This is a genomic window from Pseudoalteromonas aliena SW19, assembly GCF_014905615.1.
In the GTDB taxonomy this organism is placed as follows: domain Bacteria; phylum Pseudomonadota; class Gammaproteobacteria; order Enterobacterales; family Alteromonadaceae; genus Pseudoalteromonas; species Pseudoalteromonas aliena.
In genome coordinates, this window is the sequence record NZ_AQGU01000025.1 from 423180 (window position 1) to 437643 (window position 14464).

Annotated in this window: 13 protein-coding genes and 1 pseudogene; 2 read left to right on the plus strand and 12 right to left on the minus strand. The window is 41.0% G+C overall.

All coding sequences use genetic code 11. The features are described from left to right. Positions 1 to 7 precede the first annotated feature (7 nt). From eda to glk, 4 genes are all read right to left on the minus strand, one after another. Positions 8 to 628 (minus strand): bifunctional 4-hydroxy-2-oxoglutarate aldolase/2-dehydro-3-deoxy-phosphogluconate aldolase, encoded by a 621-nt coding sequence (eda, locus tag PALI_RS07440; protein WP_193155442.1) that lies wholly within the window; start codon positions 626 to 628, stop codon positions 8 to 10. A gap of 33 nt (positions 629 to 661) precedes the next feature. After that, the gene (edd, locus tag PALI_RS07445) at positions 662 to 2512 is read right to left on the minus strand and encodes a phosphogluconate dehydratase (protein WP_193155443.1); all 1851 of its coding nucleotides are present in this window, start codon (positions 2510 to 2512) and stop codon (positions 662 to 664) included. A 331-nt stretch (positions 2513 to 2843) separates the two neighbouring features. Further along, complete coding sequence (locus PALI_RS07450) at positions 2844 to 3860, minus strand: LacI family DNA-binding transcriptional regulator (protein WP_193155444.1); 1017 nt, start codon at positions 3858 to 3860, stop codon at positions 2844 to 2846. A gap of 38 nt (positions 3861 to 3898) precedes the next feature. Then, complete coding sequence (gene glk / locus PALI_RS07455; protein ID WP_193155445.1) at positions 3899 to 4891, minus strand: glucokinase; 993 nt, start codon at positions 4889 to 4891, stop codon at positions 3899 to 3901. A 296-nt stretch (positions 4892 to 5187) separates the two neighbouring features. Between glk and PALI_RS07460 the strand changes: the two genes are divergently transcribed. After that, positions 5188 to 6204 (plus strand): LacI family DNA-binding transcriptional regulator, encoded by a 1017-nt coding sequence (locus tag PALI_RS07460; RefSeq protein WP_138585966.1) that lies wholly within the window; start codon positions 5188 to 5190, stop codon positions 6202 to 6204. A 110-nt stretch (positions 6205 to 6314) separates the two neighbouring features. On the opposite strand, the gene PALI_RS20080 is transcribed toward PALI_RS07460, so the two are convergent. The 6 genes and pseudogenes from PALI_RS20080 to PALI_RS07480 all read right to left on the minus strand — a co-directional run bounded on the left by PALI_RS20080 (position 6315) and on the right by PALI_RS07480 (position 8912). Continuing rightward, positions 6315 to 6677, minus strand: a complete 363-nt coding sequence (locus tag PALI_RS20080; RefSeq protein WP_226894514.1) for a DNA cytosine methyltransferase — start codon at positions 6675 to 6677, stop codon at positions 6315 to 6317. 143 nt (positions 6678 to 6820) lie between these two features. Continuing rightward, complete coding sequence (locus tag PALI_RS20085; RefSeq protein ID WP_226894515.1) at positions 6821 to 7315, minus strand: DNA cytosine methyltransferase; 495 nt, start codon at positions 7313 to 7315, stop codon at positions 6821 to 6823. Next, the gene (locus tag PALI_RS20090; RefSeq protein WP_226894516.1) at positions 7294 to 7461 is read right to left on the minus strand and encodes a hypothetical protein; all 168 of its coding nucleotides are present in this window, start codon (positions 7459 to 7461) and stop codon (positions 7294 to 7296) included. Before PALI_RS20090 ends, PALI_RS20085 begins: the two co-directional genes overlap by 22 nt. Before the next feature lie 62 nt (positions 7462 to 7523). After that, positions 7524 to 7772: a Rho-binding antiterminator gene (locus PALI_RS07470; RefSeq protein WP_193155446.1), complete on the minus strand. Its 249-nt coding sequence runs from the start codon at positions 7770 to 7772 to the stop codon at positions 7524 to 7526. 221 nt (positions 7773 to 7993) lie between these two features. Then, complete coding sequence (locus PALI_RS20095; RefSeq protein WP_226894517.1) at positions 7994 to 8215, minus strand: hypothetical protein; 222 nt, start codon at positions 8213 to 8215, stop codon at positions 7994 to 7996. Positions 8216 to 8280: 65 nt separating this feature from the next. Further along, positions 8281 to 8912 (minus strand): annotated as a pseudogene (locus PALI_RS07480) (trimeric intracellular cation channel family protein). A gap of 630 nt (positions 8913 to 9542) precedes the next feature. Here PALI_RS07480 and PALI_RS07485 point away from each other — a divergent pair. Continuing rightward, positions 9543 to 9962 carry a GNAT family N-acetyltransferase gene (locus PALI_RS07485; protein WP_193155447.1) on the plus strand — a complete coding sequence of 140 codons (420 nt, stop codon included), beginning with the start codon at positions 9543 to 9545 and terminating at the stop codon, positions 9960 to 9962. A gap of 99 nt (positions 9963 to 10061) precedes the next feature. Here the strand turns inward: PALI_RS07485 and PALI_RS07490 are convergent, their stop codons facing one another. After that, positions 10062 to 12692, minus strand: a complete 2631-nt coding sequence (locus PALI_RS07490; protein WP_193155448.1) for a glycosyl hydrolase family 18 protein — start codon at positions 12690 to 12692, stop codon at positions 10062 to 10064. A 136-nt stretch (positions 12693 to 12828) separates the two neighbouring features. Next, positions 12829 to 14424, minus strand: a complete 1596-nt coding sequence (locus PALI_RS07495; protein ID WP_193155449.1) for a lytic polysaccharide monooxygenase — start codon at positions 14422 to 14424, stop codon at positions 12829 to 12831. Positions 14425 to 14464: the final 40 nt, after the last annotated feature.

Here is a 14464-nt window from a genome sequence, read left to right on the forward strand (position 1 = left end):
TAGACTCCTATTTAAGTTCACTTGCTTGGCGAGCAAGCGCTTCGATGGCTTGCCAGTCTTTATTTTCTATAAGTTGTTTATCTAGCATCCATGTACCACCTACACATATAACGTTGTTAAGCGTTAAATAGTTAGGTGCCGTTGCTAAGCTTATACCACCCGTAGGGCAAAAAGTAATATGAGGTAATGGACCTCCGATTGACTTAAGCATGGCCGTTCCGCCTGCGGCCTCTGCAGGGAAGAACTTTAAATATTTAAAACCATGACTTGCTAACTGCATAACTTCACTTGCCGTCGCAGCACCTGGTAAAAATGGTATATCTGATGTTTTAGCCAAAGTAATCAGCTCATCACTCACACCTGGGCTCACCATAAAATCTGCACCAGCGGCAACTGATGCATCAAAGCTCGCTTTATCAACCACAGTACCTGTACCCACATAAGCTTCTGGCACTGCTGCTTTCATTAGCTTTACAGCTTCTGCTGCAATAGGCGTACGCAGCGTGATTTCCAAGGCTTTTAGGCCACCGTTAAATAACGCTCTTGCAAGTGGTGCTGCATCTTCTAATTTTTCGATTACAACCACTGGCACAACGGGTGCCGATGCTAAGATTTTTTCAATACTCATTACTTGTTCCTCATTACCCAGTATGGCTAATATTTATTCAAGTCCAAAAGCACTCGCGCCTAAATCGGCACTGCTTACGATATTTCTAAATCCAGTAAATAATTCGCGACCTGTACCAAATGTTGCACTTGGCAGACTTAGTTCTGCTTCACGTTTAGCGAGCTCTTCATCGCTAACATGTACTTTTAGTATTCCATTTGGCGCATCAAGCGTCACTAAATCGCCTTCACGAATTTTAGCGATAATGCCGCCCTCTACTGCCTCTGGCGCTAAGTGAATTGCTGCAGGTACTTTACCTGACGCACCTGACATACGGCCATCCGTAACAATGGCGACTTTAAAACCTTCATCTTGAAGCGTTGCCATTACTGGCGTTAGTTTATGTAGCTCTGGCATGCCTTTCGCTTTAGGGCCTTGCTCTTTTAGCACAGCAATAAAGTCTTGATTTAATTCACCACGCGTATATGCATCTTGCAGAGCACTTTGTGAGCTAAATACTTTTGCAGGCGCAGTAACCACTTGATGCTCGATAGCAACCGCTGACACTTTAATAACGGCTTTACCTAAGTTACCAGTAAGCAGTTGCAAACCACCTTGCTTACTAAATGGGTTGCTCACTGGGCGAAGTACTTCTTCGTCATGTGAGTTTGCTGGGCAATCTACCCATTTAATTTTAGTTGGGCCGGTTGAGTTGCTCATAATCAAACTTTCGTCTTTATCTAAACGAGGCTCTGTCATGTAAGGCGCAAGGCCATCACCCAACATTGTTTTAACGTCTGTGTGTAAGTAACCAGCGCTTGCTAGCTCTCGCATTAAGAAACCCATACCACCGGCTGCTTGAAAATGATTTACATCTGCTGAGCCATTCGGGTAAATACGCGTAAGCAGTGGAACAACTTCTGATAAATCAGACATGTCTTTCCACGTAACCTGAATGCCCGCAGCTTTAGCAATAGCAACAATATGAATTGCATGGTTTGTAGAGCCGCCTGTTGATAAAAGACCCACTAAGCCGTTTATAATTGTTTTTTCGCTGATCACATCAGCTAAACACGGGCTTTCTTTGTCGTCTGTAAGTTGCTTGAGCATGGTTTCTACAGCATTACCTGTAAGACCATCACGAAGCTCTGTATAAGGATTAATGAATGAACTACCTGGAAGGTGCAAACCCATTATTTCCATTAACATTTGGTTTGAATTTGCTGTGCCATAAAACGTACACGTACCTGCGCTATGGTAAGAGGCGCTTTCGGCCTCTAATAAGTCTTCGCGACTTACTAAGCCTTGTGCAAATTTTTGGCGAATACGGGCTTTTTCTTTATTAGGAATACCTGATTGCATTGGCCCTGCTGGCAAAAAGAACACAGGTAAATGACCAAATGACAATGCACCAATTAACAAACCAGGGACAATTTTGTCGCAAACGCCTAAACAAAAAACACCATCAAACACATCGTGCGAAAGCGAAATTGCCGTAGACATAGCAATTACATCGCGAGAAAAAAGTGACAGCTCCATGCCGTCACGCCCTTGCGTAACACCATCACACATTGCGGGTACACCACCGGCAACTTGTGCTGTAGCATCGTACTTTGTAGCAATGTCTTTAATTAAATCTGGGTAGTCTTTATACGGCACATGAGCCGACAGCATATCGTTGTATGAGTTTATAATGGCAAGGTTTGGCTGTTCATCAGCTTTCAAGCGCGCTTTATCATCGCTGCTACAAGCAGCCATAACATGGGCTATATTACCGCAACCTAATCCAGCACGAACTCTTGTTTGTTTTTTTGCGTGCAAAATACGATCTAAATAATCTTGACGGGTATTTTTGCTGCGTTCAATAACGCGCTGGGTAACTTCTTGAATACGAGGATGTAACATAATTTAACTCATCTCTATTAGTTAGAGGATAAAGGCTCAGTAGCAATTACAGACTCCACGTAAATAACTGCACTGAGCATCTTTGACTTACCCGTTCAAAGGTACGCTACCAAGGAGCCTCTCACAACAACCTTGACACCGGTGTCAGAGCATTAACGCATGAACATGACACCGGTGTCAACTGTAGTTGTTTAAAATAGCTTAACTTTTTAACATGACTAAATAATGAACGCTTTTACTTTTGTGTACAAGAAGAACTTTAGCAAGTTTTAACCAAAAAAAGCCCGAATAAGCGTCACTCATATTCGGGCTACTGTGAAAATATTTTATATTAAATTTTTACTTGAGCGGTTGATTCACGTGCTATTAATCGAGATTCAAGAGTAACTTGACATGGTTGCTCTTGAGGTTGTGAAATATGTGAAATTAACTCGCTTACAGCAAGTTTCGTCATTTCTTCAACTGGTTGCGCTATTGTTGTTAAGCCAGGCCAAATATGGCGAGCAATGGGTGCATCGTCAAAGCCTGCTATAGAAATGTCATTCGGTACGGTTAAATTTCTTTGAGTAGCTAATTTAAGCACCGCAGCTGCCATGTAATCGTTAGAGGCAAAAACTGCCGTTGGCCTTGGCGATAAATCTAAAATGCTACGCGCACTATTTACACCAGAGTGATAACTAAAGTTACCCTCTTCTACTAGTCGCTCATCAAATTCAATTTTATGGTTTGCAAGCGAACGTCTGTATCCTTTAAAACGTTGTTGCGTCGCACTGTGATCAGGATGACCTTTAATAAATGCAATTGATTTATGGCCAAGACTAATTAAATGCTCCGTTATCTCAAAAGCGCCTTGTTCGTCGTTACTGCGTACAGAAATCGAGTCATCTTGTAATACTGCAGATGCCACTCTGGCATACGGTATTTTTTTGGCTTTTAAAAGATTGACCAACTCAGCAAAATCACCAAACGGGGGCGTGAGCACGATGCCGTCTAAACGCGATGTTTGTAACAACTGTTCAATATTATTAATTAAAGCACCCCCTCTTAATTCACAAGGGTGTATCAAAAGGTTGTAATTATTTTCTCTACAAGCGGCTAAAGCACCGGTTTGTACACGCGTTATATAGCTTTTACTTGGATTATCGTAAAGGCAACCAATAATGAAACTACGATTTTGAGCAAGGCCTCGTGCTATTGGATTGGGTGTATAATCGAGTTCTTTAAATACCGCAAGCACCTTTTCACGAGTTGCCGCACTCACATTTGGTTCGTTATTTAAAACGCGCGATACGGTTTTTTTAGAAACACCAGCATGACTTGCTACACTATTTATGGTTACTTTTTTCATCTATCCATTATCCAAATACAACCAACAAGGCTAAAAGTCTATTTGCTATTGTGTAAACACGCAGCAGCACCAATTAGTGGAATATTATCTTGCGTTACCAGTGTGACAGGAATTTGCCCTGCGTATTGCGACATAATACCCTTTTGCGAGAATCGTTCAACAAAACGGCTTTCAAGTAAACGAGATTGCATACGCGGCAATATACCACCACCAATGAACAAACCGCCTAAAGCACCATAAGCTAATGCTAAATCGCCAGCAACACTGCCTATCCAATCACAAAATTGGTTTAACGTTGCATCACATACCGTGCACTCACCACTATTTGCTAAACTACTAATTTGTGCAGCATCTAAATTTTTGGCAGTAACTCCCTTAACCGCAGCCATCGCTTTGTATAAATGCGTTATGCCTGGACCTGAAAAAACGGTTTCTACTGACACGTGAGGATGCTCTTTACGTAACTCATTTATAAGCAATACATCTAATTCGTTAACAGCGGCAAGGGATATGTGCCCCCCCTCTGAACTTAACACCGATGTAGAATGTGAGGTTCTTACCAAACATGCAGCGCCAAAACCAGTGCCTGGTCCCATAACACCAATGTTTGCATTTTCATCAGCTTGGCCCGTTTTAATGGTTACGTTTTGCTGAGGATCTAAATACGGCGACGCATAGGCAAACGCTGCAAAATCATTAATAACTTCTAATTGTTCAAACTCAAAATGCTGTTTAAATTCGTTGACGCTAAAGTGCCACCCTAAATTAGTCAGATGCACTTGCCCTGCTTTAATAGGTCCTGCCACCGCTAAACATGCACGTTTAGGTTTAATATGAGATACTGTCGATAAATAAAGCGTTAACGCTTTTTCGAGCGAACCAAAATCAGCACTGGGAAATGTGTTGTTGTGCTCTATCGTAAATTGATTTTTTGAATCATCAAAAGACGTTACAAGAGCAAAGCGCGCATTCGTGCCGCCAACATCAGCAACTAGAATAGGGTCAAATTGAGTAGAAGAGTGTAAGCTCATGGTGTTATCTCTTTTGTTTAAGCGATTCATGCTTATTATTCTACAAATGGTAAACCATTGATATTTATTTACTTTGGGCTATCACCCCAAGGCAGCTATCACAGTAAAAATACTGCCTATAAAAAAACATAGGCAGCTAATACGTTTTGACAACAAAATGATAAAACGTCCACATTATGACACCGGTGTCATTACCAAATCAATAAATAAATGCGTTTAAACACAAAAAGCTTGAAAAAATTAATTAATAAACGAAAATGGCACAATTATTTATCACTTTAATTAAGTTGTAACAAATGAAAGGTAAAGCTACATCATTTGACATTGCCCATTATGCAGGGGTATCTCAATCAACTGTATCTCGTGCTTTACGTAATAGTCCACTTGTTAACGAAGAAACCCGCAAACGTGTTCACGACATAGCAAAAAAACTTAATTACAAAGTAGATAAAAATGCCAGCAACCTTCGCACACAGCAAAGTAGCACACTCGCCCTGCTTTTGTTTGAAGATCCAACCTCAGATGACTCGCAAATTAATCCCTTTTTTCTAGCTATGCTCGGCAGTATTACCCGCGCGTGTGCAAAAGAAGGTTACGATCTTTTAGTCTCGTTTCAATCTGCTAGCGCCGATTGGCAAGCTGACTATGAAGACAGCCACAGAGCCGATGGAATTATCTTGCTTGGCTATGGCGATTACATCGATTTTCAACCAAAATTTAATACCTTACTAGAGCAAAATACTAAATTTGTATGCTGGGGTGCAAAAGTTGATAACCGCCCAGATCTCACCGTTTGCTGCGATAACTACGGTGGAGGTAAGCAAGCTGCTGCCCATTTTATTGCCCATAGTCGTACTGATTGCGCATTTATTGGTGATGCATCGGATCATAGCCCAGAATTTTTTTCTCGTTTTCAAGGATTCAAAGATGAGCTGCTTGAAAATAATGTCACCTTAAATGAGCGAAAAATGGCAAACGCAATATCCACTGAAGAGTCTGGCTATCATGCTACCCGTTCTTTGATTGCAAATAATATTAAATTTAATGCATTATTTGCAGCCAGTGATTTAATTGCTATTGGTGCAATACGGGCACTCAAAGAAGCTGGTATTAGTGTGCCTAAAGACGTTGCGGTTGTTGGCTTTGATAATATAGCCATAGCAAGCTACGTAAACCCACCACTTACGACTATAGAGCAAAATACAACGGTTGCAGGACAAATGTTGGTGGAAAATCTGTTAAAACTTATACGCGGACAAGAAGTGCAAAGTACCTTATTACCGCCGCTGTTAATTGCCAGAGGCTCAAGCTAATTTAAGTACTCTGAGATCATATTTTATATTTAACAAAACCTAATGTAGCAATTTTTCTTTTCTACCTTAGGTTTTGCGTGACGTTTATTAAACGATTAGGAATCAACTTGTTATTTCTTTAGCGCCGTGAATATTGACAAGCCAATTTGTTCTGCAAGCTTAGCGGGAACTGCATTGCCTAACTGCCTCATCACTTCCCCCCAAGAACCTTCAAAACTAAAATCGTCTGGGAAAGACTGTATTCTTGCACTTTCGCGAACAGTGTAATATCTAACGCTACCATACTCAAAACGAATCATATTTTCTCCACCAGGCACGCCATGCGCTCCTGCTTTAAGAGCCTTTGAAGGCTCATCGATATAACTACTAGTATGACCTGGGTAGATTTTAGCTCCACCTTTAAACACATGTTGATTATAATTTTTTGCATCTTCATGTTCACAGTCGGGTAAACCAGATAAAGCATCACGCACTGTTACCCAAGGCAGGCTTTGTGGCGTTGATAAGCGATATTTCTAGCGAATCTTATCCACTTTTTTTAACATTTTTTCTTGCGCAATTTGCACAGGCAGATTGTGCCGCTTCCAATATTCACCTGAAACCCACTTATCCCAAATTAAAGATTCTTCTGAGTGACTCGGTTTAGGAAACCCCCAGTTTTGGTCAATATCCGTTCGAAAGCCAATAAAAAAATGCGTTCTCGCTTTTGAGGAATACCATAATCAGCTGCATTAACAAGCTTACAGGTTACTTTATATTCTAATTGCATGTGATCACTTTGAGCATGATAGTGATCCAATCTAGATTTATGTAGCCGCCAAGGCTCATCAATAGCTTTGTTTAACGAGGGATATTGAGGCTGTAAAGTAATATACTCAAAATAATCAGAGAATGACTTTCTCATTAAACCTTTAACATTTTCAAATATGAAAGCTTTTGGTCTTTTTTCACGAATTGCGCGAATTACTTGAGGGAACATATCTCTAGAATCTTCATTCCCTTTCGCTTTACCGCCCAAAGAAAAAGGCTGGCAAGGTGGGCCTCCCGATATCAAATCGATATCAGCATCAATCGCTGTATAATCAAAGTTTACGACACTGCATTCATACACACATTTTCCGAAATCAAATGCACTATTGAGTCTAATTGTTTTACAAGCATTTTGTTCAACTCAACAATGGCTTTATGATGAAAGCCACTTTTAACCAAACCAAGCGCCAACCCCCCGCCACCAGAAAAAAGCTCAATTGAATTCATAGAAACCTTAGATAGTTATTTTTCAGACCATTATACAGTGATAATAAGGGAAAATATTGGTCTTACACATCAAAACTAACTTGGTCAAAGTACGGGTTTTGTGTGCACGATTTAAGCACGCTAATTGTTGTTAGCACAATGAGTTGCAGCTCGCTATTGACGTTAACGACTATGCACTCCTCTCGATTAGCATTACGTTTTGTGTCAGTTGCTATACCACGCATAGTGTCACCACTTTTTAAAACAATCTCAACGTGTAAACGGTTCATACAGGCTATTTCAACATAATCGTGTTGGTCGCAACTAATCATAAAAGATCCTTTGTTTTATTTTAAAATAACCCTAAGCCCAATAACACAGCAAATAATACATCAAACCCGCCAATCCACCGTAAACCATAGCAACGGGTATAAAATTTAAAACTCCGTGCTGTTTGTCGGTCAGTTTATATTTATAAAATAAAAACAGATACAGAGGCACTACAACAAAGTATTAAATTATACCTTGCCCGCTACCAATAATTAGAAAGCCCCTAATTGCGCCACCAACGGTTACTGGCAAACAAGGTAAGTAATGCGACTAAGCCTATAACTGACGCAATCATAAACGAGCCGCTAAGCAAACCTAAAGCCGATACAGACATTAGTGACTCAGCGCCGTCAAAGCTAAACGTAGCCGTTAACGTATTAGGGATCGCCCTTAACTTAAATGATAAACCTAATAATAAAAAGCCACTCGCTAATAAAAAATTCATTAAAATTAACAAATACTCGTAATGCGAATGCAGGTTTTAACATTCGTGGACTATCTCCAGTATACTCAACCTTGGTTTCTGACGTCTTTTTTTCTGAATATAGTTAAGTGCCACCCCCAATGCAGTGAGCCCAATCTTAAAAATAGAGTGGTAAAAAATGAGCCTAAAATGCACCAAATATAATCTATGTTAAGACTAAATAAAGCACCATAAACAAGCCCACCAGCTAAACATGCAGATGCATAAGGTTCACTGCGCATAACGGTTGGTACCTCACGGCAAATAACATCACGTATTAACCCACCAAAAATTCCTGTTGTTATACCCATGGTAATGGCGACCACCATGCCAGAGCCATTAATTAATGCTTTTTCGATTCCTATGATATTAAATAATGCCATACCAACAGCGTCTACGAGTAAAAAATAATAGTTATTAACGTGCGGTAGATATCGAATAAATACAATTGTTGCTACGACAGCGCCATAAGTGAAATATAAATATTCAGGCATTGCAATCCAAAATACTGGCTTGTTTAAAAGTATATCTCTGAGGGTCCCGCCGCCTAAAGCGGTAACCGTTGCCACCACAACGACACCAAATCCGCTGATGTTTTTTTCATACCCGAGCAACGCTCCCGCAACAGCAAAAAAAGCGACTCGATCAGCCCTAGTACCATAAAGTAGTCAGCAGTCATGGTCATTCCTTTTTAAAATATATCAGGCACTGATTCAACTTGCATACCAAAGTCACAATTAGGGAAATATAAACATAACAAATTGAAAGTATTTACTTTATTTCACTTATAGAAAATTAAATGCGACTAACCCAAGGTAATTATTCTAATTATATGTATTTTTTACACACTAAAATGAACAAACGCTTTAATTTAGGTTGCGACCTTAATCAGGTAAATAACAGCCTATATTAACGCATAAAAGTTGCTACACTAGGGCGTGTTGACCTTTCGTGATTAATTTTGCAGCAGACTGTTTGGTATTTAGGCAAGGTAGCGCCTATGTCGTGTGCTTGTTCCCCATAAATAGGCGATAACGCAGCAAAAATGCCAAACATGCGCTGCCCTTTGAGCTCGATCTAGGGGCGATTAACTCTTTGTTGCTCAGTTTTTACTTATTCTTACAGGGATGTAAGCCATTAGAGTAACGCAGGAGCAGTTACCGAGCCCACTAGGTTACAAACCTCGCGCCGCGATTAAATCGCCCCTAAATTGAACAAATTTCAATCTACAAAGATCAACACGCCCTAGTTCGCTACAACTTTGTATCTTACGCAAAGCATACTAATAAAATGGAGATGCCCGAACACCATGAAATTAACAACACCTATGCCCCCAGAAGAGGCTGATTTTGAAGCCTTAAAAGCTGGTCTCACTGCATTTAATGAATCTTTTACTGGCATTGTATTTAGAGAAAAAGTGTCTGCTTTTGTAAAAAATGACTCAAATGAAATTTTTGCCGGTATATTAGGTGAAATTAATTGGGACTGGATGCACATTCAAGGCCTATGGGTTGACACCAGTGTTCGTAAAATGGGTTGGGGACTTAAACTTTTATCTGAAATGGAGGGCTATGCTTTGTCAAAAGGAATTAAAAATGTACGGCTAGAAACAACCACATTTCAGGCACTCGATTTTTATATTAAAGCGGGATATTCTATTTTTGGTGAATTAGCCAACATGCCTAATGGACACACCAGTTATTTTTTACAAAAGCAGCTAAACGTATAACAACGCGATCAAAAATAGACGTCAAATAATGCAATAAAATTTAAAGCAGCCCTAAAGCTGCTTTAAATAGGTTTATTACCCAAAGTTCAGGTTATATTACTAAAGCAATTGCCATACGCTCGCTGAATCTGGCTTATCCCCTTGCGTCCACCATTTAGCTTGATATTGGTTACCTTGATAAATAACTTTATCACCACTGTTGTAAACCGCCGATGGCTGCCAAGCTCGATTCCCTTCTCCATCTGTAGGTGGTGATTGCGCATCCCACGGCCCACCTAAGTCAGGGCTATTTCCTTGAGTCCACCATTTAGCTTTGTAAGTTATTGTATTAAATACAACTGTATCGCCTTTAACGTATACCTTGCTTGCATCCCATGCATCTACTGCTGGAGGGGTTGTTGAATCGTTATTTGTTACAGTGACAGTAAAGTTTTGTGTAGTTGAAACCTGACCATCACTTACAGAAACAGAAACCGTAAAGTCTGTGTTTTGTGCAACTGCGTCTGCTTCAAGGTTGATATTTGCGCCGTCACCGACACGCTTTAACCCTGCAGGTACGCTCCAGCTATAAGTTAGTACATCGTTTTGTGCATCGGTTGCAATAACTGAAACTGTTGCAGTTGCGCCCTCTTCAAGGGTTATATCTGCAAGGGTGTTAATAACGGGTGCGGTATTTTCACCACCACTGGTTGGTGCCAGTACATTAACAACAATTGCTTTACTAACGGTTACTTTACCATCAGACACATTAACTGTTGCTGCAAACTGGCTATCTTGACTCACATTTGGGGCAGTAATTGCCACTGTGCTTGTTGTCTCACCTGAAATGGATAACTGCGCAGCAGCTGTCCACGAAAATGTGAGGACATCGTTATCGGCATCGGTTGCGGTTGCACTTACAGATACTGATTCACCTGCGTTGACTGTCACTGTACTTTGTACATTTAAAACAGGTTTGTTATTAACCGGTTGCACAACGCCACCTAAACCATCATGCATTGCATTAAGAATATCGCCGTTATCGCCGTCGATTTCCCATGCAAATAAGCCGCCTAAGTTGTACTGTTGAACATATTGGCCTTTTGCAATGACAGATTTAGCATTATCGTATGTAATAAGCTTTCCTGTTGAGCGATTCCACACATACGCGCCTTGAGCTTGATCATCATAACCCACTTCAAAACCATTCACGCCCATGCCATCAGTACCAATCATGAAAGATTTAATGCCTTTGTAATCAATTACACCGTCTTCCCATACGCCCTGCGCGTTGCTTCCTTTTAATGGACCTGAGCCGGTTGCTGTCATTGGATTACCATCAATAGTGGTACCTGTTGGAAAAACCCCTTCCCAACCACGGCCATACATTGCAGCGCCCACTACAATTTTTTTAGATGGTACATTTTGCGCTAATAATAACTGCACTGCGTTATCTGTTGTATATGCGGGGCCTTTACGTGGCTCACCGCTTTCATCTAAGCCAGTGCCATTACATTCGCCTGCGCTAATATGCTCACCACAATAAAGTGCAGCTTGATGACCTGTTACGCCACTCCATGCGCCGTAAAAGTCATAAGTCATCGCAAAAATGTAATCCATATACTGGCTAGCTGCTTGGTAATCAACGTCTTCAATTTTGTCATACCCTGCGCCAATGGCTGATGTTAACTCGTAAGTACGGCCAGTTTCCGCTTCAAGTTGATCAAGCATGGCGCGCAGCTCTTGCATTAATGCCACATAGGCTGGACCATCATTTATAGGATCGCCTATACTTTTATTTGCACCGTCACCTCCAGGGTATTCCCAATCAATATCAACACCATCGTAAAACTTCCATGTTTTTAAGAACTCCTCCATTGATGCTACAAATATGTCCCTGTTGGCTTTATCAGTAAAACTAGAAAATGGATCTGATAGTGTCCAGCCACCCACCGAGGGTAAAATTTTCAGATCTGGGTAGCGCTGTTTAAGCGCCATTAACTGTGAATACGTACCACGGATTGGATCGTTTGCATCCACACCTGGTAATGCTTTTTGTACAGCGGCCCATGGGTCGTGAATAACAACTTCAAAATCTTGTGTCCCTGCGCACGCTATCTCCAACGAGCGTTTAGGATTACCTGTCAGTGAGTCGTTTGGTCCACAAATTGGAATAAAGCCATATAGAATGTGACTTAGGTTTTGTGCGGGGATATTTGTTACATCAAAGTCACGCCCGTAAATGCCCCATTCAACAAAATAAGCACCGGTAACCAAATCTTGTTTAACACCAATGTCACGGTTATTTGAATTAACATTCATTGGCAGTGGCGCTAAATGAGATCCATCGGTATCGGCTATAACAATTGGTTTCCCTGCACTGCGAGCACACGTAGTCCCTCCTTCACATAACTCAACGTACAATGTATGACGACCTGCTTTGTCATAAAGAAAAGAAATAGTCCCGGTCTTAGAACCTGCCGCAAGAGTACCTTCATTTACCAACATGTCATCAAAGTAAACTTTGTAACTATCACCACCGTCACCGCTCCATGCACTCCATTGAATATTGATATTCACCTGCTCCACACGGGTAACAAGTTGTTTATATGATCCATTCCCCTCCAAATCCACTTCCACAAAAGAATATTGTTGCGGTTCCCAATTAATACTTGGTGTAGACGGTGCGGCAATCGCTGTACTTGAAAATAATACTGCACCAATGGCGGCTGTTAACTGTTTAATATTCATATTTTTCTCTCATTTTGTTACAAAGGCGTGTTGATTTTAAAAATTAAAATTTGTTCTTTTAGGGGGATTTAATCCCTTCCTAAAAAAGCAACACGCTCTTGTGTTTTTAATAAACGCGAACTAAAAAATTAGTGTGTTAAAGCTTGGCCCACACACTGGCTTGCCCAGGTGTATCACCTTGAGTCCACCATTTAGCGCGATAACCTTGGTTTTGAAAAATCACTTCGTCGCCACCTTGGTAGGCTTTACCTGCTTTCCATAAATTGCTTTGCTCTGGTGATGTTTCACCTTCCCACGCATTTGATTCATCGGGTTGTTGCTCTTGGTTCCACCACTTAGCGGTATAAACAACGCCTTGATAAGTGACCTTATCGCCAGCTTGATATACTGCGGAGGCACTCCACTTAGGAGCATCAGAATCGACAATTGTGCTATCGTTAATGGTTACTTTAAAACGCACTTGAGTGGTTAGTTCACCGTCGGATACCGACACTGAAACCGTATAGTCCGTATCAGCTGTTACCTCGGGGGCGTTGAGTTCAATATTTGCATCCCCGCCGCTAAAACTAAGCGGGGCTGGCACTGACCAATTATAAATAAGCGTATTTTTTTCATCGTCAAACGCATGTAAATGCACTTTTTTTGAGGTGTTTTCATCAATGGCTAAGTCAGCAGGAGCATTAACAATCGGTGCCGTATTTGTTGGTGAGCTTTGCACACTTAAGGTGTAGGTATAGTCAGCATTGCTGCTATAAACTTGATTAATTAAGGTGTCAGAATCATTAAATACAATATCGCCAGCTTCGTTTTGTACCCCGATTTGCATTAAATGTGCATAATCAAGATTAAGCTGTGCTGCTAATGTTTGTTGCCAGCTGGCACTATTTTGAGCCGTTACTTTAAATTGTTGATTAATAACTTCTTGGCCACTTTCGTCAAACAAACGTGCCCAAACAGTATCCCCCACCATTGCAGTTTGACCTTGACGTACAAAGTAGCCAACACCACTCCATTGACTTGGTTCAACGGGTGTTGCATCGCTTATAATATTAATGTCGCTACAGTTATAAAAACCTTCGCCAGCTTGATCTACACGCTGCCAACGGCTGTATAAAATGGCATTGCCACTGCGACCTTGTGGAATTGCAACATTCATTTCATAGTAACGGTTACCTTGGGTACCTTTAGTGAAATCAATGTTACTGTGCTCTTGCACCAGTTCCAAATCTGCCCACGTCAACACATCAGTGGCAGCATTAAAACTCGGCTTGGTTAAATAAAACTGCCAAAAACTTGGGTTGTGAGGGGTTGTGGCAAGGTAACGTATTTTTACTTCGCCATTAGCGTTAGGCACAATATCGCTGCGTTGCCAGTGTGGCGATGGTAAATCCATACCGCGTTTTTCATTATCGCCACCAGCGCACAATAACCCATTGGGTACTTTTTCTTCAACCGCTGCTTGATTAAGGTAATCGGGAGTATTGACAGAAAATTCAATATCTTGAACAAACTGAACTGTCCCTGATTCTAAAAATGCTGCACGACATGCTAGATTTGGAATCGCGCTGCCATCAGTTGGCCACCAATAACCTGCATCAGCTTTACAAAATGCTTGCCGTGCTTTTGGGCTATCCATGTAGCCATGCGCAGTAACCTGAGCAGGCATGATTGCAAGCAGTACACAGCTTGAAGCTGCTGAGAGCGATAGAGTTTTAAATTTAATTAATGTCATTATTTTATCCTTCAAAAGACTTTAGGCAGAGGAAAATTGT